A 21,199-nucleotide genomic window follows, 5' to 3' on the forward strand; every position below is an offset into this window, starting at 1 on the left:
CCGCAAATGGTACGATGAAGGAGTAAAACAATTTGGAGGCGATTGCATGAAAGGCTGGCTATTTTCAGGCACAAATAAACCATTAGAATTAATTGAAAAAGAGGATCCAAAAGCGATTCCAGGTCACGTTGTGATAGATGTGAAAGCGGCGGGTCTGTGCCATTCGGACGTTGCAGCATTACAAGATCCGGGTTGGATGCCACTATTCCCAAATGGTCCTGTTATTATGGGACATGAGTTTGCTGGGGTTGTTATTGAAGTGGGTGAAGGTGTAGAAAATATTAAAGTTGGAGACCGCGTCGGGGCTAACCCAATGGATAGAGAAACGAAAATAACTGCTGGGTACACTTATGACGGCGGTTATGCAGAAAAAGTACGTGTTCCTGCTCAACAATGTGTCATCATTCCTGAAGGAGTGTCCTTTGTAGAAGGGGCAGCTTCAACAGATGCAGGAATTACCGCTTATCGTGCTCTTTTCAGTATTGGACAAGCAAAAGAAGGTACAAAATTAGGAATTATCGGGATCGGTGGCCTTGGTCAATTTGCTTTGCAAATGGCGTTGATTAAAGGTTGTGAAGTGTACGCTACAGATGTTTCTCCAGAAGCTCGAAAACTTGCGGAAGAACTAGGGGCTAATAAAGTTTTCGACACGATTTTAGATATGAAAGAAGCGGAATGTGACGTCATTGTTGACTTTGCTGGTTTTGGACAAACAACTGCTGATGCACTGGAAGCTGTAAGACCACAAGGAACAGTTGTGATTGTTGGTATGGGTAAATTAGAATCCAATATCAACACATATTTAATGATTACCAAAGAAATTAAGCTTTTAGGAAGTAATGGTGGGTCAGTAGAAGACTTAAAAGGTGTTTATGATTGCTTCGCTACTGGAAAAATGAGTCCAACTCTTATCACAATCCCATTTGAAGAGGTCGACAAAGGCTTAGAAAAACTCAAAAATCACGAAGTAAAAGGCCGCTTAGTAGCAGTATTTGAAGAAGTGTAAGTTTTCTTTGTAAGAGAGGTTGTGACAAAACTCTCCTTTAAAATAAAATAGCCTGTGAAATTTTACAACAAGGAAAATTTCACAGGCTTTCAATTTTTTTTTAAAAATAATTATCCTTACTTAGTTTTCTCATTACCCAAATTTGCACCATTATCATGGTTAAATGTTTGGTTTTTAGAAGGAGCAATTTCTTTCGCAATCTCTTCATGTTTCTCCGGTTGTGATTTCAAAGAAGTAAACGCATTTGACATTCTACTTGCTTGCTCGTTTTTAGGAAGGAACTCTTTCGCAATCTCTTCTTGGTTCTTCGGTTGTGATTTCAAAGAAGCAAACGCATTTGACATCCTACTTGCTTGTTCGTTCGTAGGAAGAAACTCTTTCGCAATCTCTTCTTGGTTCTCCGGTTGTGATTTCAAAGAAGCAAACGCATTTGACATTCTATTTGCTTGATCGTTCGTAGGAAGGAACTCTTTTGCAATCTCTTCCTGGCTCTTTGGTTGTGATTTCAAAGAAGCAAACGCATTTGACATTCTATTTGCTTGATCGTTTGTAGGAAGGAACTCTTTCGCAATCTCTTCCTGGCTCTTCGATTGTGCTTTCAATGAAGTAAACGCGTTTGACATCCTACTTTCTTGATCGTTTGAAGGAAGGAATTCTTTGGCAATCTCTTCCTGGGTTTTATGTTTGGCATTGGTTGAAAGCTTCGCTCTAGGGGTATTAGAAAAAATGCTCTTTTGATTAAGGGTTGGCGAAAATTCTCTAGCAAACTCGACCAAATTTGCAAACAATGAACCAAAAGTATTTCCTAGCTTCGATTGACCTTGATTTGTCCGACCGCTTTTTTTATTTTTCTTATGATCAAATATTGACAATGTCATCATCTCCTTAGTACTTAATATGAAAGAAGGAGAGTGTAATTATGTTATGAAAGGTTTGTCAAAACAGCTAGTGCTGAGAATCTTTCATAGTGCTTTCCATTCGATATTTTTCTGAGTTTATTTATAAATTTGTCGTGATTGGTACAATATAATTCCTACAAACATTTTAATTCTTCTAACGGGTACTTTAGCAAAACAATTAATAAACAAATCCGTTAGTTATGGTTTTTTGATATTCCACAATCGGGGAAGGTTATTTAAGAAATAAGCCAGAACCTATCTTGTATGACGAATAGGTTCTTACTTTTGATTTCTTCTCATTTTCGAATTTAAGTCCTGATCATCTATTCCCCAAGTGTTTTCCTCTACCATTCACTTATCCTAATTTTTGTTTGTTCCAATTAAAAAAACTCCGGTCATTGGAAATTTATACTTTAAAATTGAGCCTCCCATTCCTTTCTATTACAAAATTACACTATGTGCTAAATTCAAACCCGAAATTGGTTGCCCTCGTCCAATAGATGGGGGGCGAACTTATAGACTACTCGTAACGGGTTGCTAGGTAGGATACTTCTAGGTGTTATACCCTGTGTTCAAGAAAATGTGAAAGACCGAAATCAACTTTGAGTCCTACAAATTGGACAAACGAATCGAAACCAAGGTCGGCTAATATTAATAGAGGTAACCTATATTGAAAATCGTTTCTCGGTTTTTAAAAAAGAGGTTATTAAGGAGAATATTTGGTAAGGATTAGGTGGCCTATAACTAGGTCACCTTTTTTAGCGAAGAATAAGAGAAGGTCGTATATTATCGGAATCCATTATTGTAAAATAGAGATATCAGGATTAGGTCATTAGGAGGAAACAAAACTTGAATAGTTTCATCGTCATGCAAGGTCAGTCATACCAAGAAGATAAAGAACTTGGAATTATTTGGGTTCCTCTGCAAGATAAGGGAGGATTGGTCCCGCATTCATGGAAGCGAATGGAGGAAGTCTCGAAAGGGGACCGCGTCTTTCATTATGTAAAAGGGAATATCGTTGCGATTAGTATCGCTGAAGAAGAGTGTGGTATAGGAAAAAAACCTACCGTGATGTTAAATGAAGATCATGGGAATGAAGAAGGATATCTGGTGAAACTAGATTACCACGAATTAGATCAACCTCTTAATATACATGAGTATTTTCATGAAATTTGCCCACTACTTCCTGTAAAATATTCGCCTTTCAATCAGGATGCCAATGGGAATCAAGGATACCTTTATCCATGTAATGAAGAACTCGCTATTAAATTACTCGAGATCCTGATCGAAACCAATATTTATCAAGTGAGTGAAGAACAATTAGAATTTGGAATCGATGAAGTCAAAAGCACCGAACATAATACGCTCATTCCGGTGATTACAGAAACAGAGTCGGAAGCGAAAGCGAAGATCCGAATCGGGCAACAATTGTTTAGAAAAGAACTTTTCCCGTTGTGGAATGATAGATGTGCATTGTGTGGGATTGATTTACCGCAATTAGTTAGAGCGACCCATTCTAAGCCTTGGAAAGATAGTACCAATGAAGAACGGGTAGATCCATACAACGGCGTCCTTCTATGTTATAACCATGAAGCACTCTATGATCATGGATTCATAACTTTTGATGGACAAGGTAGGTTGCATATTTCACCTGTGATCAATGAAGAAGAGTATGAAAAGTATGAATTAAACCCAATGACAAAAATTGAACTGCATCCGGAGAATAGGGATTATTTTAAGTGGCATAAGAAGCATATCTTTAAGATGAAATAAGGGGTGTAAGTGAAGGAGATCTTCAAAATGAGTAAATGCTAATGGCCACTAAAAAAGTTCCAATTAAGGAACTTCTTCTAATGGCAACTGGATTGAAAAAGTTATGCTTTGAGGGATAAAAGGGACAGGGTACCATTGTACCGCTTGATAGCGGTCCAAGGTGCCTGTTCCTGTGTCCCAATTACTTCTTATTCGGCTTTAAGATATCAAGCACCATTGGTTTGTACTCCCAGTTAGCAAAAAGAGTTCGTTGGTCATCAAAATGTGGGGAGGTAGGATTCCCGCTTTGACCTGGTGGCAGGATATTAACACTTTTAGCATCGTTTTTCATAAATTCCACGATTTGATTATAGGTTCCACGATTCATGTTAAGAATAGGTCCGACGCCACGTCCACCCAACTGCTGGAAGTTTATTTTAGAAGTCTTCGTTAGCCAATCTTCCATTTCTTTTTCTGGATATTTCTTAATAAGTTCCTCAACAGTACTTTCTAGGCTGTTTTGGACAATTTTATTCAAGTCTAGATCCCCTAAAAAGCTATATTCAGTTGAGAGTTCTTCGTCATCCATTTGAAGGACATGGTAAAGGAGGTCATTTGAATCCCCACCGACTCCCTGCAATTCCTTAAACGCTACTGCCTTAACATGGCTAAGCCAGCTTCTAAAAATTGTTAAACCTGCCTCATCATAAAACTCATCTTCATTCTCGTCAAACTGATACATATCCCAGTTCTCAATAAGATTGGCGGCTTGTTTCGCTTCTGGTGAAAGGGTATTTTGATTCAGTTTGGAGAAAAGGAGCTCCTTAAATGAATAAGCATCCAAGTCAATATGACCGGCCTTTTTGTTCAATTCCTCCATATCCGACCAGGATACTTTTTTCATAGTGTTGAGCTGGTCAATGATAAATTTTGCTCGATGGGTTGGTCCATATGCTGTTTCTGTAAATTCCCAATCTGGACTCGGTTTATTGTTCCAGTTCGCAACATAGCCTTGTGCAGGATTAATCGCCTGAGGCATGGTCTCAAAAGAGTGAATACCTTTCCAGTCTTCCGAACCGTCCCCAATCATCGGCAATCGATGATCCGTTCCTTCCGCTCGGATTGCATTTTGTCCGGTGATCCAATAACCGATGTTTCCTTGTTTGTCAGAGTATAAGAAATTATGAGAGGTTGGTATTTTTTTCGCCGCTTTTTCAAACTGCTTGATGTTGCTAGCACGGTTAAAATCATAAAACCCAACCATGGCATTGATTTCCTGGCCCCAATGAGCGCGCTTTTGTGTATAAGCAACTTTGTCATCCTTATGGACAACCGGTCCATAGACACTTCGATACACTTGATACTCTAAAGGCGCTTGGCCTGCTACCTTGATTGTTTCCGTTCTGACCTCGAAGTCCTTCCATTTTTCTTTATAAAGATACTGATTCGGATTTTCAGGATTTATCTTTAATACAAAGGTATCGATTTGGTCTCCCATCCCTGTGGTGGTTGTCCATGCATAGTCATTCCCGCGGCCAATCAGTGGAACTGGGGCGGCTCCCGCAAATGCCATCCCGACAGAGTTATAACCTGCACCATGGATGCCGATTTCATGAGCGATTTGTGGAACAGAAAATCCCATTTGCGGACCGCCCAGCAACAGAGTTCCACCGGATTCCGAGCGTGAAGGACTGATCACCCAAGCGTTGCTTCCACCTTTAGAAGGGAAGCCATATTCCTTTTCGATTTTCAGTTTCATTTGCTGTTCTTTTTCAAGTTGCTCCGCGACAGATTCACTGTTAGGGAATTGAGTTGCCGAAGGCTTGTTCGCTTTTTTAACCGATTTATCTGTTTGCGTATATAGGGAAGCCGGAGCGGTCGGATCGTTTTTCCAGTAAACGGTTTCAAATACTTTCAGACCTTCTTGTTCTCCAAACTTTTTTTGTAAATTGTTTAATAGAGTAAGCTTGCTCAGTTCTCCACCACCGGTTTCACCAAATCGACGGACCATCAATTGCTGAACCTTAAGAGAATCAAGGACAGTCCATTTCTGTGGTTTGGCACCACGAAATTCAGGTGGTAATGAAGCAGCAGGTGTTGTTTCTATGTAGTGGTTGATGCCATCAATATAGCTAGTAAGTCCTCGTTTTACGTAATCTGGTAGAGAATTAAACTGCTGTAAAGTTTCTTCATCTGTATAGCCATCACGACGAATGACTTGGTCTTGATTTAAATTTCCAGAATTCTCTCCGGCTCCAAAAACCTCAGCCATTTTGCCGCTTGCAACCATTCTGGAAAGTTCAGCCTGCCAGAGCCTGTCTTCAGCCATGGCGTAGCCTGCTCCAAAAAACAACGCGGTATCAGTTTCAGAATAGATATGTGGAACACCAAAGGAGTCTCGGGCAATTTTGATCTGTTGCCCTTGATGGTTTAGTAGTTTTGTCGATTCTACTGCTAGATTGGCAGAGGCTACTGGATTCGCATTAGGCTTTGCATTGCCAACAGTAGGTACGGCCAGTAAACTAGCAGCTATAAAAGAAGTAGATAAAACGAACAGCCATTTCTTTTTCCTCAATTAAACTCCCCCTTAGACTAGGATATTTTTACTATAGCTTAGAACGTATGAAAAATTTGTTGAATAATCATCGAACCCTATTGAATGAGGAAAGAATATTTCGACATTAAAATAGGGTATTTGTGTACCTTGTGTTAAGTGGATCCATACTATGGGAAAAATATCAATTAACGCTAAGGCGTAAAAAATAGAATGATTCTGCAAGGAGGAACAAGAACTCATTAATTGATTTACCAAACATATCTTTACTTATGTAAAAGTAAATACAAGAATAAAAGAGTTAAAGTGTAAAGGAATTGTGCAGGAACGATAAAACTCCTCTTTGACTTAAAACCTGCAGGAGCGGATGAAGAAACGGGGTGATTGATGGTAGGAAGGGTATAAGCTTGTATATATGTAATTGCAATGTTCAAATTGTTTGCAGTATAGCAAGAAAATTAGATAATAATTGGGACTGTTCCTATTTAAAGTAAAGCTTGCAAGGGAACAGTCCCTTTTTATCCTACGATATATTATGTTTATATATATTACTTTCGGAAAGCGAACGAGAAAAGAAATTCAAGCGTTTTTGTTTAGTCTTTCTTTTTTAGGTATTCTACTATCACTTCCAGCACGTCACTTAGACTTATACCAAATTGCGCAGCGGTGGTTGCTGCAGCTTCGTTTTTCGACATTTTATGCTTCCTCATAAGTTTCAGTACGTGTAAAATAATGGTTAATACATTAATAGTATTTTTCATCCTAAAATCCCCATCCTTTTCGTTTTAAATTTGAAATATTTTATAAATTAAATATAAAACACTAACAATTTAATTTGGTGTGCTGAGAGTACACTCATGGGAAGGAAGTTAACGAAGTGGAGAAAAAGAAGCAATTAAACCTGAATAGGGTAAAAGAACAAATGAAAAATAGAAATGTGGTTCATGTTTCATCTTCAACGACTTTAGGATATTCTAGTTTAATCAATACAATTTTAGGTTCAACTGAAGTAAGAAAAGCAATTAAAAGAATTAAAAATGAGACATTTAAAGCAAGTTTGGGACAATACATCTCCCAAATTATAATTTCTAAGGGTTTATCTAATAAAGAAGTCATAGAAAAGGCGGGATTTAGCAAGGATTACTTTTATCAGGTGCTAAATGGGAGGAAAAAACAACCAGGTAGAGACAAAGTACTGCAACTTTGTTTCGGATTAGAGCTAGGAGTTGAAGATTCAAACACTCTATTAAAAAAAGCAGGTCATAACGAATTATATGCAAGAAATGAAAGAGATGTAATTATCATGTTGTGCATAAATAACTCTTATTCATTAGATGAAACAGATGAAATTCTTTTTGAATTACAGCATGATACGCTGATCCCTAATGAATAAGATTGTAATTACTAAGTTAGGCCCTGGTACCGTGCCTGAATCAGTATGATTAAGCATTAACGCTCTTATATAGTGGGAACTGACCCCGATATCCGGAAATGCGATATGGAAAAGCAGTTTAAGAGATATTTAGTTCAAGAGTCGATTTATCAAGGAAATTAATCTATCTGATAGTTGACTAATAATCTTATATTATTCTGAAAATGTAAAGAAAGGAGAACATATGCAAGGAATAAAATTCTATTCAGAAAATGATATGGCTTATGGTTGGGAAATGGAAAAAATAGTAGAAAGGGTTAATACTAATGCAATTGAGTCTAATTGGAGTATTACTGATTTATTAGATTTTTATAATATATTGAAGTACATAAACATTGAAAGATTTAGAAATTATATAGTTCAAGAGACAAGTATTGACATAGAAACTTATATACAGAAAATTAAACAAAAAATTGGTAGATTTGTAGGTCATCAAGGAATAGAATTCGTCAATTTATATGGGGAAATTGATTATGATTACACAGATGATTTCCTTGAAGTTTTTGAAAATTACAAGTTATATAAAAGGATAGATATAAATAATTTTAAACAATTTCTCGAAAGGAAAGATGTACATATTTATTCAATACTCAAGTTTAAAAGATTGACTGAGTATTACGATAAAGCAGTTAAAGATATTTTATTATCTGACCCTAGAAACGCAGAGGTCATTCTTTCAAAGTATCTAAAAGAAGACCAATTATATCTACCACCATCAATGACTGAATCAGATAAGTTAAATCTTATTGATTTATATATTGATTCAGAACTTGTTGATATCAATGAATTGAGAAAGATCATTAACTTTCCAACAAATAAGGGTTTAATCATAAGTGATAAAATCAGATTGCATGCTAAGAGGAAAGCTAAAGAAGAGGAAGAAAAAATCTTTAAAAATGGAGTAGGTATTGAATCGGGAGTTAATATTACTTACTTGAATGACCAAGATGAAGCTGTCTTATATAGTATGGATGGTAGAACAGCAGATATCAAGTTCAGTCGAAAGTGGATTGAGGAAAATGTTGATTATCCTACACTTTGGAATAATTTTATTTATCTATTTGGATTTGTTGATGAAAATATGAGATTAGAACTTGATTCTAAAAAAAGTCAAAGCTCTGCTCTAGAGTCAGTAATAAGATCACAAGCTGACCATTTGTATTTCCAATCATCTTCATTTCGCTTAAAAGAAATGCTATCTAATGCAGAGATATATAGCTACGCTAATGAATTAGATGCTATTGGTATAAGATTGGAAGAGATGATTGAATGGTTTTTTAATGTTTACTTGAAAGAAGAATTCTCCATAGATAATTTTGTAGTTAAAATGCCGTCTAGTGAAGCTACATACTTCGAAAAATGTAGAACTATTCTACCTGAGATAGATAGAATTTTTAAACAGTATAACACGCTGACTGAAGATGGAATGATAGACCAGGAATTAATTCAAATGTCATCTTCAAGTTTTAAGATTAAAGACATTAGGTCATTTAATAAGAAGAAATATGTTTACTCTTTAAGCGACTGGTATAAGAAAGCATCATATTTACTGTTTTCCGACCAGAGTGGAATATTCTATCTACCTAATAAAAAAGGAAAAAAATATAATAATTTTTTTAACTTGATAAGTACTGAAAAGTTAACAAGAGATGATTTTCATGAAAATCAATTGATAAGAATGCAATGGTTATTTGAAAATAACTTAATCTGTGAGAGTAATAAGGGAAACATTGAGTTTGTTGACCGGATGGTCATAATTGTTCTTAAGGAACTCTATTATAAAGAAGTTATGAGTTATTGGAATTATCCTAAGGATATACAAATATTGATAGATGAGTTAAGTAGGCGAGGTCTTGTTGATTTCGAAACCGGTCTTTTCTCAAGGAATGAACAAGATTATCTAGATTATTATCTCAATAAATCGAAATTTACCAATGGTCATGATATACGAAACAAGTATTTACATGGAACAAATACTAATGACGAGAAACAATACGAGATAGATTATTACTTGATTCTTAAACTGTTTGTCATAATCGTTATTAAAATAAATGATGACTTATGTATAAAAGAGAATAATGCTCAACAAGATTCAAAGTGAAAATGAGTAGATAGATATAACTTTATTATTAGTATACATAAGTCATTTCTTAGGTATAATCTTGGAAAATAAGTTCAATAACGATCTCATTCCTTAACCCTAATACTGATTCTAGAAAAAATAAAATCAATTAGTTTTAGGGATATTGGTCCGCTTTTAGAATGATATACAATTATATAATACATGGAAAAGGATAATGTGGTACAAGTACAATGTCCTGAATAATAGGGGCCTGTTCCCTAGAGTAGTTGAAGCATTACTACTCTGGGGGACAGGTCATTTTTTATTGAAGAAAAGGCTTTATTTCAACGAAAGACTAAAAATTTCAGAATTTTTTATACAGAATTGTATACAATATACAGAAAATTTGGTACACTAAAACACAAATGTTGGTATACCAAATTTCTCTGGAGATGAAATTATGAATGAGCACTCGTCTATTATTCAGAACTTACATTCTAAAATTAAACAAGGCATTATTAATCAAGATTTTAAGCCTGGTGAGAGACTACCAGAAAGAGAACTAGCTCAAAAATATAATGTTAGCCGCACACCAATTAGGCAAGTACTGCAGACTTTATCGTCTGAAGGGTTGGTAGAATTCATCCCTTATAAAGGAGCCTTTATAAAAGATTTAACCATAAAGGAATTCAAAGACATCACACAGCTTCGGATGGTATTGGAAACATTTGCTGTCGAAGTGTGTTGTGACCACATTAGTGAAAACATTTTAAAACAACTTGAAGAGATCATAAACAAACAAAAAGAAGCTATTCGAAATAATGATGTGAAAGAGTATTCCCATCTTGATCAAGAATTCCATCATGTCATCGTGAAGGGAACTGAGAATAATGAGTTGATAAATTTGGTAGAGCTATTAAACCAAAAATCTTATTTATCGAGGATTAGAACATTATTTCTACATGGTCAAATGGAGAGGTCATTAATTGATCATAAAAAAATTCTTGAGTGTATTAAATTAGGAGATAAAGAAGGGGCACGTCAAAAAGCTGCAGCACATGTAGACGATGCCTTACAAAAGTATATAAGCGTACACAACATCATCACGAGCCTTAAGTAACTATGAAACTATAAAAATTGTTGATTCCCTTCCGCAACCTGATCAAATTAAAAGGTTGTGAGAGGAATGATATATAACAAAATTATTTTCATAAGGAAGGTGTTAGAGTGAAATCTGTATCTGTTGTACAAGAATTGATGCTTATTAATGGGAAATGGTCTCCTAGTGTAAATGCAAAATTTTTTAGTGTTGAAAATCCCGCTGAGAGGGGCTCTGTGATTGCGGAAGTACCAAGAGCCACTGCAGAGGATGTTGATATTGCCGTAAAGGCAGCACATGAAGCTTTCAAAAGCTGGCGAGAAGTCCCAACAACTGAACGCGGAAAGCTTTTATGGAAAATTGCCGATGCTGTAGAAGCACAAGCAGAAGAAATAGCAAGAACAATCTCCACTGAAACAGGGAATGCCATTCGAACTCAGGCTAGGGGAGAAGTGAAAAGTGTCATCGATATCTTCCGTTATTTTGCTGGTGTAGTAAGTGAGATTAGGGGAAGCACTTGTCCAATCGATAATAATTTAATGGCATATACACAACGTGAGCCGTATGGGGTCGTTGGAGCAATCGTACCGTGGAACGCACCTGTTCAGTTATCCTCCTTAAAGATTGCCCCTGCAATCGCTGCAGGGAACACCATTGTTTTAAAAGCGGCTGAAGATGCTCCACTAGGTGTCTTAAAACTAGCAAGAATTTGTGCAGAATATTTACCACCAGGTGTTGTCAATGTACTTACTGGTTTTGGAGATGAATGTGGGGCACCTTTATCCAGCCATCCACTAATAAATAAATTAACCTTTACTGGTTCCACTGCAGTAGGAAAGACCATCATGCGTACTGCTGCTGATCGGATTATTCCAGTTTCTTTAGAACTAGGCGGTAAAAGTCCTCAAATCGTTTTTCCAGATGCCAATACAGATAAAGTAGTAGATGGAATTATTACAGCCATGCGCTTTGCCCGTCAAGGTCAATCTTGCTCTGCGGGAACACGTCTATATTTGCATACTTCCATTTTTGATAGCTTCGTAGAAAAACTCTCCGCGAAATTAAGTCAACTCAAAGTAGGGAATCCGTTAGATGAAGAATCTGATATGGGTTCAATCATAAACAAAAGACAATTCGATAAGGTAAGTGCCTTCATTGAAGAAGGAATAAAAGATGAAAATGTAGAGTTAATCATGGGCGGACTTCCACCAAAGGATGGTCCATTAGCAAAAGGATATTATCATGTACCAACCCTTTTTGCTACTAAAAATGATAAAACTAGATTGGCTAAAGAAGAAATTTTTGGTCCGGTTCTTTTAATTTTACCGTGGGAGAATGAAGAGGATGTCATCCAAGCTGCAAATAATAGTTCCTATGGTTTAGCTGCTTTTATTTGGACAAATGACACAACAAAGGCATTGAAAACAGCAGGCAAAATTGAATCAGGATGGGTTCAAATTAATCGTGGAGCTGCCCAAATGCCAGGCCTTTCCTATGGCGGTTATAAACAAAGTGGAATCGGCCGGGAGTTTTCCTTAGAGGGAATGCTAGATAGTTATACACAGGTAAAGAGTATCATGATTGATTTTAATGATTAAAACTATATAGATTTGTAAGCTCTTACTTTACCGAATTTGATGTTTTATTACTTAAGAAATGTGGGGCTGTAATAGGTATAGGAATTATTACAGTCCCTAACTTCAAATAGATCCACTGTTTCATAACCTTAAATGAATACAACCAATTTTGTAAGCGCTAACTTAAAAGACGATATACTTTATTTTTTCTATTTAATAAATGAACCTACTATAAGAGGAGTGATTTTTTTGTCAGGTAAAGTGTTAGTTGTTGGAGCAGGAAGAATGGGATTTGGTGTAATCAAAACGTTAATTAGCAAAGGGTATACAGTAATGGTGAGTGATCCGTCAAACGAAGCGGTTGCTCGAGCTGTAAACATTGGGGCCGAAGGGGTAGTGAATTTTGAAGAAGCGATAGGGGAAAGTAGTACGATTATTTTTAGCTTACCAGGACCTGTTCAGGTAAACGAAATGACAGAAAGAATATCTTTACTTGGAGTAAATCATCGTCCGTTGATTATTGACTTAAGTACAATTGATCCGCAGACAGCTATCGATGCAGGGAAAAAATGTCGCTCGAATGGATTAAGGTATATCGAAGCCCCAGTTAGTGGTGGTCCAGGTGGAGCGGAGTCGGGTACCCTTTCCATTATGGTCGGAGCTTCTGAAGAAGATTACCAACAAGTAAAACCGATTTTAAATGACATTGGGAAAAATATATTTTATTTAGGAGACATCGGCACAGCTTCTATTGCTAAAATCTGCAACAATATCGTTGTTGCGACCACGACAACGATTTTAAGTGAAGCATTTATCTTAGCTTCAGCAGGTGGAATTCAGCCAGAGAAGTTAAAAGAAATCCTGGATAATAGCGTTGGAGGGAGTAAAACACTTGAAGTTTTCGGAAAACATCTTGTAAGCGGGGATTATTCAAACCCAACATTTGCTTTAGGGTTAATGCATAAAGATGTTGGTCTATTCTCAGAAGCAATTAAACAATATGGATTAACTTCTCTAATGGGATCGTTAACTTGCCAAATTTATAACGGGGCACGTTCTCAAGGTTTTGAACATGAAGACCACACGTCGATTTGTAAGCTTTTAGAGCAAATAAATAATAAGAAAATCGACAGAAGTATTCCAGTTGTAAAATAAGTGCAAGCAAATATTTCTGAATATTCACACTAATAAACTCCAATAAAACAGTGAAAGGAGATTAAAACCTATGAAAAAGAAACTGGCCTTTGTTCTTTCGAGTACGCTCATGTTATCCATGTTTCTAATTGGCTGTGGAAATACAAATAAAGAAGCTGGAGGAGAATCTTCAGATAAACCGATTGTCATAAAGCTTGGTCACGTTGGCCCTGCTGATACGGACCACCCTTGGCAAAAGTATGTAGATGTTTTTGCTGAAAGAGTGGAGAAAGAGACTGATGGAAAAGTAAAAGTAGAATCGTATCCTGCTAGTCAGTTAGGTGCCGATCGGGAAATGTTAGAGGGAATGCAGCAAGGAGTAGTGGATGCTGGCCTAATTGGGACAATTGCAATGGGCAATTTTGTTCCAGAGTATCAAGTATGGGATTTACCGTATATTTTCCCGAATGATCAAGGGAAGAAAGACGAAATCGTAAACGGACCGATTGGAGAGGAAATTGCTGGATATGCAAGAGACAAGGGGTTTGAAGTAATCTCTTATTGGCACCATAGCAATCGTTCGATGTCAAATTCAAAACGTCCAATCAAGAGCATAGATGATCTAAAAGGCTTGAAAATGAGAGTAGTAGAGAACCCGTCTTCAATGGATTGGTTTGAACGGATTGGCGCGGTTCCAACGCCAATGGCCTTTAATGAATTATATACAGCGTTACAACAAGGGGTTGTCGATGGTCAAGACAATGGTCCTGGCTTAACTTATGGTTCTAAATTTTCGGAAGTACAACCATATTTCACTTACACAGAGCATATCTACAGTGTTCTAGCTTTTATCGTAAGTAAAAAAACGTGGGATAAAATGCCTGAGGATACTCAAAAAATAGTAAAACAACTAGCACAAGAAGTTGGAAAAGAACAAACGAAATATAGCCTGGAGATGGAAGTCAAATATGGTGAAATGATGGAGGAAGCAGGAGTAGAGATACACCGTTTATCTCCTGATGAATTGAAGCGTCTAGAGGAAAGTGCTCTACCAACATATGAAAAGGTGGGCCCGCAAATAGGTGAAGAACTTGTAAATAAAATGCTTGAATACAAGGAGTAGATGATCGATGGAACGCATGAACAAATCACTCATTTATCTAACGGGTATCTTTATGCTGGTATTAACACTATTAGCCAATCTTCAGGTATTAACGCGGTTTATCCTTGAAATGTCATTACCATGGGTAGAAGAGGTTATCCGATATATAATGGTATATTTGGTTTTGATTATGGGTTCCACTGCCATTTACTTAAACTCTCATTTAAATGTAGATATATTGGATCTGGTGATCAAGGGGAAGTTTCTACAAATCTTGCAAAAGCTTAGAGCCGTGCTGATCCTGGTTTTTACAGCTTCCTATGCCTATTTAGCTTATCAGTTGATCATTGATACCATTGAAATGGGGCAGGTTACCCCTGCCCTCCAAATCTCAATGGCTTGGCCATTATCAGCATTGCTACTAGGCGGTGTTATTATGTCAATCAATTGTATCTACTTACTTTTCCCTAAGAAACCTAGAATCAATTCCAATACCAGTGGTACTAAGGAGGGGTAGAAGATGGTTTTGTGGACACTCATTGTATTCTTTTTTCTCGTGATAATCGGGATTCCTATTGCATTTAGCTTTGGCCTCGGTGCATTATTCCATTGGGCTGTATCCGACCCTTCTAATACGATTGTCGTAGTGACCAAAAGCTTTGGTTCCTTAGATTCGTTTTCGTTAATGGCGATCCCTTTGTTTATTCTAGCTGGGGATATTATGAAAGAAGGGGCTATTTCAAGACATTTAATAAATCTAATTAATGGAGTCATAGGGAAAATCAAAGGAGCATTAGCACATGTAACGGTTATTGCCTCATTATTTTTTGGTGCGATTTCGGGCTCTGCAGCAGCAACAGTTGCTGCAATAGGCGGAATTATGATTCCTGAAATGATTAAAAAAGGGTATTCCCGTGAAAATGCCGTAGTGGTATCAGCTGCATCAGGATTTCTCGGGGTATTAATTCCTCCCAGCATCCCCCTCATTATCTATGGGTTTAATGCAGAAGTCTCAATTGCTAAATTGTTTTTAGGTGGAATTGTACCAGGAATACTAATGGCGGTTGGCTTTTTAATTGTCAATCGATTTATGTACAATAAACAATTGAAAAATATTGAGGCGAGCGCTTCATTAGAAGAAGTCATCAATGAAGTTCCAAGAGAGACAATCTCACCGGACCCAAAGGGGAAGAATAGTTTTAAGAAAAACTTAATTAATGCGATTCCTGCATTGTTAATGCCTGTAATTGTTTTAGGTGGGATTTATTCCGGTGTCTTTACACCAACTGAATCTGGTGCGGTTGCGGCGCTATATGGTATCCTCGTTTCTGTCTTTCTTTATCGAAGTATTGGATTAAAGAAACTAGTTTTCATCTCTGGGAACTCTGCACTTATGAGCGCAGTGATCCTCCTCATTATTGGTTTAGCAGGGGTGTTTGGGTGGTTAATAACGACTGAACAAGTTCCAATGAAACTTGCGGAAGCGGTCACGAATATTACGTCCAATCCATACATCATTTTATTAATGTTGAATGTTATTTATCTCATCCTTGGTACATTCTTAGAAACCATTACAGCGATTGTTATCACAACGCCAATCTTTTTGCCGTTAATTTTGGCTGTAGGAATCGATCCTATCCATTTTGGAATCATTCAAACAGTTAATTTGTCAGTCGGATTAATTACCCCACCAATGGCGTTAAATTTATTAATGGCTTCAAAAATAGGAAACATTCCAATATTGCAAACGGTACGTGCTCTAATTCCATATTTTATTGTTGCAATTATTGTTGTGTTAATCGTTACCTATGTTCCTGCTGTTGTATTATTCCTTCCTAACTTATTGTAACTTTAGTGCAAACATTTAGGAAAAAGTATAATGCAAATAAATTCCTCCAGAATGCCTTGTAATTTTAGAATAGGAAAAATGGTTTAAAGTAAATAAAGGGAAGAGAAAGGCAATTTGCTAACCAGGTGAATTGTCTTTTCAACTAGGTAATAATAGGGTCTGTCTCTCAGTGCAGGTAAGCTTTACTGTATCGGGGGACAGGCTCTTTTTTTTGTAGGTGGAAAACAAATCAGAGGAAAGTAGGCTCCATTAATAGGAATCAGCCATCCTACATAGGCAACAAAAATTAATTTATTAAATATTCATAATAAATTGACAATTAAATAAATATTATTTATTATTGTTTTCGGATAAATATTATTTATTTTGGTTGGATATGGAGGAAGGGGGAAAATAGCTGGAATCTAATTTAAATATAGATGATTAATTTTCATCATCAAAGGAATCAAATAGTCAATCAGAAACTTAATCATTCCAATTTAAAGGAGTTGTTGAAGATGGGAAAGAAGTCAGTTATCCTTGCATTTTGTTTTCTATTAGTTTTAGCGCTTTTGGCAGGTTTTGGCGGAGGTAAGCAGAAGCAGGAATCTTCTAGTTCGGCAAAAGAAAACGAAAAGAATAACGAAAGTACATCAGATTTTAAAGTCACTCTCCTTGGGACTGGCTCTCCAGTCATTTCGATGGAACGTTTCAGTAATTCAACTTTAGTGGAAGTAGGGGGAGAACGTTTCCTGTTTGATGCAGGAAGAGGCGCAGCTCAGCGTTTAAATCAATTGGATATTTCACCTGGGATGATTGATAAATTGTTTGTTACCCATCTACACCATGATCATGTCATGGACTTCGATGATATTTTAATCACTGCTGCAGTACCTGATCCTCGAGGAGGCAGGGAAAACAATATGCAGGTTTGGGGTCCTAAGGGTACAAAAGACTGGGTGAAAAACACACTTAAAGCTTATAAGGTTGATATCCAAGTGAGAAAAACGGTAGAAGGTGCGAGTGGCTTAGATGCCGATGTACATGAGTTTAAAGAAGGCGTTGTCTATAATGAAAACGGCATTGAAATCATCGCCTTTGAAGTGGACCATGGGCCAATGAAACCAGCAGTAGGGTATCGAATCAATTATGATGGACGTTCAGTTGTCATCTCAGGGGACACTACTTATAGTGAGAATTTAATAAAACACGCGAAAGGAACGGACTTGCTTATTCACGAAGTTGTTTCAGTGAAACACCCTGAGGAAGAATACAAATCAGAAGCTCTTAAAAATATTGAAGCCTATCACACAACACCAGAACAAGCCGGAGAGGTATTTAAACAAGTAAATCCAAAACTGGCTGCTTATACACATATTGCTCTACTCATTCCGGAAGAAGAAGCAAAGCTAGTAGAAAGAGCTCAAAAGACTTATGATGGTGAAGTAGTAGTTGGAGTAGACTTAATGGCATTTGAAATTGGAGAGGAAGTAAAGGTAATCGAGCCATAGGGTAGCGAGCTCCGGTCTCAGAAGGTATGCAATGCTAGCTATAAAACAGTTTGGGAAGATTGGAATTAGAATCGTAGATTAAAAATCTCTCCCAGCTTGTTTGAGGAATTGATTTTTAAATCTACGGAATGTTTTACTATAACCCTGTAATACTAACTAAATAATCTAATGAAGACAGAGTAGCCCAAGCAGAGGGCTACTCTGTTTTTTTATGGCACATCTGTGACTCAAGTTTATTGAGGCTAGCACTGTCCTGTCTACCAGATCGCCTAAAATAAACTCATGAAACAACTGCCCTTTAAATGAATACCTCCGGTGCATCAATTGCCAGCTGCATTGCTTCCAATCACAATGCTTCATGAAAATTGCACATTTCTTCCTTTGTATACAAAACCAAAGAAGAGGCTTAATAGCCTTTGAAAAATAGGTCTAATATTTATAAAAAACCGATGATTCACTATAATTTTTAGAAAATTTTAATTTTATAGATAATTAAGTTGTTCCTCTTGTATACAGTGTGCTAATATTCTAAATAAACAAACTATTTATCTAAAAGGAGGATTTCATGGAAACAGAACAGTTTAGTGGGTTTGGAGAATCCATTGGTGCAAGTGGAAAACCTGCGATCATCGTCGTGGATTTCATCAAAGGATTTACAGATACGAACTGCCCGCTTGGGTCAGATTTAGATAAAGAGATTGACTCGACTAGACAATTGCTAGCTGCTGCTAGGCAAAAGGATGTACCTATCATCTTTACAACGGTTATTTATGAACCCCATTTTAAGGATGGGGCCTACTTTGTTGAGAAAATCCCTGCTTTAAGATGTTTGACCGAAGAGAGTGAGTGGGTGGAGGTCGATCCTCGTCTTGAACGAAGAGAACAAGAGGAACCTCTCATCGTTAAGAAATTTGCAAGCAGTTTCTTTGGGACAAGTCTTCAATCCATTCTAACGTATGAAAAGGTCGAAACGGCCATTGTTGTTGGCTGTACAACGTCTGGCTGTGTACGAGCAACGGTTGTTGATGCGATGCAACACGGCTATAAAGTGTTGGTTCCCGAAGACTGTGTGGGAGATCGTTCTAAGAAAGCCCATGAGGCCAACCTGTACGACATGAAAACCAAATATGCAGATGTTGTGCGTTTAGAAAGTGTTTTGGACTATATGAATCAATTGGAAGGGGATACAAGCCATGTATAGAGTTGCCGTTGATGTGGGCGGAACGTTTACAGATATTGTTCTGCAAAATGAAGAATCAGGTGAAATTTATGTCACAAAGACACCATCGACAACGAAGGATCAATCGATTGGTTTGATGAAGGGAATCAAAAAGGTTTGTGAAGAGTGCAATGTGGATATTTCTGAAATTCGCTCGATCCTTCATGGGACAACTGTGGCAACGAATGCGGTATTAGAAGAAAAAGGAGCAAAGGTTGGCTTGATTACAACGGAAGGGTTTGAGCAAATCCTCCATGTAGCACGTTCCTGGACACCTGCCCCAATCAGCGCCTGGATGGGATTCCATAAACCAAATCCACTTGCAGACCTGATTTACACACGGGGAGCAAAAGAAAGAATGACCGCAAAGGGAGATGTATATCTCGAGCTGGATGAAACGGATATTCGTCATAAAATCATCGAACTATATGAAGCGGGTGTCGAAAGCTTAACCATCAGTCTATTAAACTCTTATGCGAATTCAAGTCATGAAGAACGGATCAAAGAGATCGCTGAATCCATCAATCCGGACATTCCTGTCACGATTTCAAACGACATCCTTCCTGAATTCAGAGAGTACGAGCGCACATTGACAACGGTCATGAATGCCTATGTACGGCCTCCAATGCAACGTTATTTAACGAACATCGAGAAGAAATTACTAGATGAAAAGATTGATAGTCGGATTAGTATTGTCCGTTCCGACGGGGGGTTAATGAGTATTCCTGCGGCTTCATCTCGACCTGTACATACGATGCTTTCCGGTCCATCCGGTGGAGTGACCGCTTCTGCGATGATCGGAATTCAAACAGGCTTTCGCAACGTGATTTCCTTTGACATGGGCGGGACTTCTACGGATGTATCCTTAACATATGATGGAAGTCCTCGTGTTTCAAGGGAAACAAAAGTTGGGGTCTTCCCGGTAAAATCTCCTTCCTTGGAAGTGGTAAGTATTGGAGCAGGTGGCGGTTCGATTGCACACGTGCCACTCACAGGGGCTTTACGCGTAGGTCCACAAAGTGCCGGCTCTGAGCCGGGTCCAGCTAGTTATGACCGAGGCGGCGAAGAACCAGCTGTTACGGATGCCAATGTTGTTTTAGGCTATTTACCTCCTAGTCTCGTAGGCGGTGAAATGAAGCTCAATGTCGATAAAGCCAAAGACGCGGTTCGGAAGGTAGCCGATAAGCTTGAGATTGACATCTACAAGGCAGCAAAAGGAATTTACGATATCGTCAATGAAAATATGTATGGAGCGACCAGAGTCGTCTCAGTTGAAAAAGGGTATGACCCTCGTGAATTTTCGTTGTTAGCTTTAGGGGGAGCAGGACCACTACATGCCAATGCGCTTGGAAAATTATCAGGAAGCTTCCCGGTGATTATTCCGCCAACGGCTGGCGTTCTCTCGGCTCTTGGATTTTTACAATCTGTAATTCGAAATGAATATTCAAAGACCTTTATTTATACATTAAGTCAGTTAGACGTTTCAACTGTCGTTTCTGAGCTTAAGGGCCTTGGCGAGGAATGCGATCACTGGCTCAACCAGGAAGCTGTTCCTGAAGAGCAGCGCACAGTTAAATATGAAGTGGATGTGCGTTACTATCGTCAAGGTCACGAAATCCCAATTGAAGTTCAGCTTTCTAAAATTGAAGAAAATGGCTTAGAGCTGATTAGCAATCAGTTTGGCGATATTCATGAACAAACTTATGGTTTTAAAATGGATGCGGAAGTCGAGATTGTCAATATTCGCGCGGTTGCGGTCGGAAAAGTGAATTCTCCAGAAATTCCAGTGAACGAAGCAGGAACAGAGGATGCCTCACATGCCATTATGGATCCAGACCATCAAGCTTATTTTGAAGAGCGGTTCGTGAAAACCCCAATCTATGATCGAGCATTATTACAGCCTGCCAACAAAGTAATAGGGCCTGCTATCATTAGTCAAAAAGATAGTACAACACTTGTGTTACCGGGGTATTTTGCTGAAGTCGATCAGCATATGAATCTGTTAATTCAAGAGGAGGTATAAG

The 21,199-nt window shown here is 37.7% G+C and carries 16 protein-coding genes; 13 read left to right on the forward strand and 3 right to left on the reverse strand.

The window, feature by feature from the left end; translation table 11 throughout:
• The first annotated feature begins 46 nt into the window (after positions 1-46).
• A complete protein-coding gene (locus M3182_RS04305; protein ID WP_251556857.1) occupies positions 47-1,006 on the forward strand; it encodes a zinc-binding dehydrogenase in 960 nt (319 codons plus the stop codon).
• A gap of 116 nt (positions 1,007-1,122) precedes the next feature.
• Here M3182_RS04305 and M3182_RS04310 read toward each other — a convergent pair whose 3' ends face one another.
• Positions 1,123-1,878, reverse strand: a complete 756-nt coding sequence (locus tag M3182_RS04310) for a hypothetical protein (RefSeq protein WP_251556859.1) — start codon at positions 1,876-1,878, stop codon at positions 1,123-1,125.
• 876 nt (positions 1,879-2,754) lie between these two features.
• Here M3182_RS04310 and M3182_RS04315 point away from each other — a divergent pair.
• Positions 2,755-3,678 carry an HNH endonuclease gene (locus tag M3182_RS04315; RefSeq protein ID WP_251556861.1) on the forward strand — a complete coding sequence of 308 codons (924 nt, stop codon included), beginning with the start codon at positions 2,755-2,757 and terminating at the stop codon, positions 3,676-3,678.
• Between the two features lie 181 nt (positions 3,679-3,859).
• Here M3182_RS04315 and M3182_RS04320 read toward each other — a convergent pair whose 3' ends face one another.
• Positions 3,860-6,232, reverse strand: coding sequence for a penicillin acylase family protein (locus M3182_RS04320; protein WP_251556863.1), 2,373 nt, complete (start codon positions 6,230-6,232; stop codon positions 3,860-3,862).
• 572 nt (positions 6,233-6,804) lie between these two features.
• Positions 6,805-6,972 (reverse strand): hypothetical protein, encoded by a 168-nt coding sequence (locus tag M3182_RS04325; RefSeq protein ID WP_251556865.1) that lies wholly within the window; start codon positions 6,970-6,972, stop codon positions 6,805-6,807.
• 116 nt (positions 6,973-7,088) lie between these two features.
• Between M3182_RS04325 and M3182_RS04330 the strand changes: the two genes are divergently transcribed.
• The 11 genes from M3182_RS04330 (at position 7,089) to M3182_RS04380 (ending at position 21,198) form a co-directional block, all read left to right on the forward strand.
• The gene (locus M3182_RS04330; RefSeq protein WP_251556867.1) at positions 7,089-7,604 is read left to right on the forward strand and encodes a helix-turn-helix domain-containing protein; all 516 of its coding nucleotides are present in this window, start codon (positions 7,089-7,091) and stop codon (positions 7,602-7,604) included.
• Positions 7,605-7,827: 223 nt separating this feature from the next.
• The gene (locus tag M3182_RS04335) at positions 7,828-9,744 is read left to right on the forward strand and encodes a hypothetical protein (protein WP_251556868.1); all 1,917 of its coding nucleotides are present in this window, start codon (positions 7,828-7,830) and stop codon (positions 9,742-9,744) included.
• 421 nt (positions 9,745-10,165) lie between these two features.
• The gene (locus tag M3182_RS04340) at positions 10,166-10,825 is read left to right on the forward strand and encodes a GntR family transcriptional regulator (RefSeq protein WP_251556870.1); all 660 of its coding nucleotides are present in this window, start codon (positions 10,166-10,168) and stop codon (positions 10,823-10,825) included.
• Positions 10,826-10,932: 107 nt separating this feature from the next.
• Entirely contained in the window at positions 10,933-12,402 is a 1,470-nt protein-coding gene (locus M3182_RS04345) for an aldehyde dehydrogenase family protein (protein ID WP_251556892.1), read from the forward strand.
• A 228-nt stretch (positions 12,403-12,630) separates the two neighbouring features.
• Positions 12,631-13,536 (forward strand): NAD(P)-dependent oxidoreductase, encoded by a 906-nt coding sequence (locus M3182_RS04350; protein WP_251556894.1) that lies wholly within the window; start codon positions 12,631-12,633, stop codon positions 13,534-13,536.
• 70 nt (positions 13,537-13,606) lie between these two features.
• A complete protein-coding gene (locus tag M3182_RS04355) occupies positions 13,607-14,638 on the forward strand; it encodes a TRAP transporter substrate-binding protein (RefSeq protein WP_251556896.1) in 1,032 nt (343 codons plus the stop codon).
• A gap of 7 nt (positions 14,639-14,645) precedes the next feature.
• The gene (locus M3182_RS04360; RefSeq protein ID WP_251556898.1) at positions 14,646-15,134 is read left to right on the forward strand and encodes a TRAP transporter small permease; all 489 of its coding nucleotides are present in this window, start codon (positions 14,646-14,648) and stop codon (positions 15,132-15,134) included.
• A gap of 3 nt (positions 15,135-15,137) precedes the next feature.
• The gene (locus M3182_RS04365; protein ID WP_251556900.1) at positions 15,138-16,466 is read left to right on the forward strand and encodes a TRAP transporter large permease; all 1,329 of its coding nucleotides are present in this window, start codon (positions 15,138-15,140) and stop codon (positions 16,464-16,466) included.
• 497 nt (positions 16,467-16,963) lie between these two features.
• On the forward strand, positions 16,964-17,956 hold the full coding sequence (locus M3182_RS04370) for an MBL fold metallo-hydrolase (protein ID WP_251556902.1): 993 nt from the start codon (positions 16,964-16,966) through the stop codon (positions 17,954-17,956).
• 565 nt (positions 17,957-18,521) lie between these two features.
• Positions 18,522-19,157, forward strand: coding sequence for an isochorismatase family protein (locus tag M3182_RS04375; RefSeq protein ID WP_251556904.1), 636 nt, complete (start codon positions 18,522-18,524; stop codon positions 19,155-19,157).
• Positions 19,150-21,198: a hydantoinase/oxoprolinase family protein gene (locus M3182_RS04380; protein WP_251556906.1), complete on the forward strand. Its 2,049-nt coding sequence runs from the start codon at positions 19,150-19,152 to the stop codon at positions 21,196-21,198. The genes M3182_RS04375 and M3182_RS04380 overlap by 8 nt, the downstream gene beginning before the upstream one ends.
• Position 21,199: the final 1 nt, after the last annotated feature.

This window comes from Mesobacillus maritimus, assembly GCF_023715205.1.
GTDB classification, from domain to species: Bacteria; Bacillota; Bacilli; order Bacillales; family Cytobacillaceae; genus Mesobacillus_B; species Mesobacillus_B maritimus_C.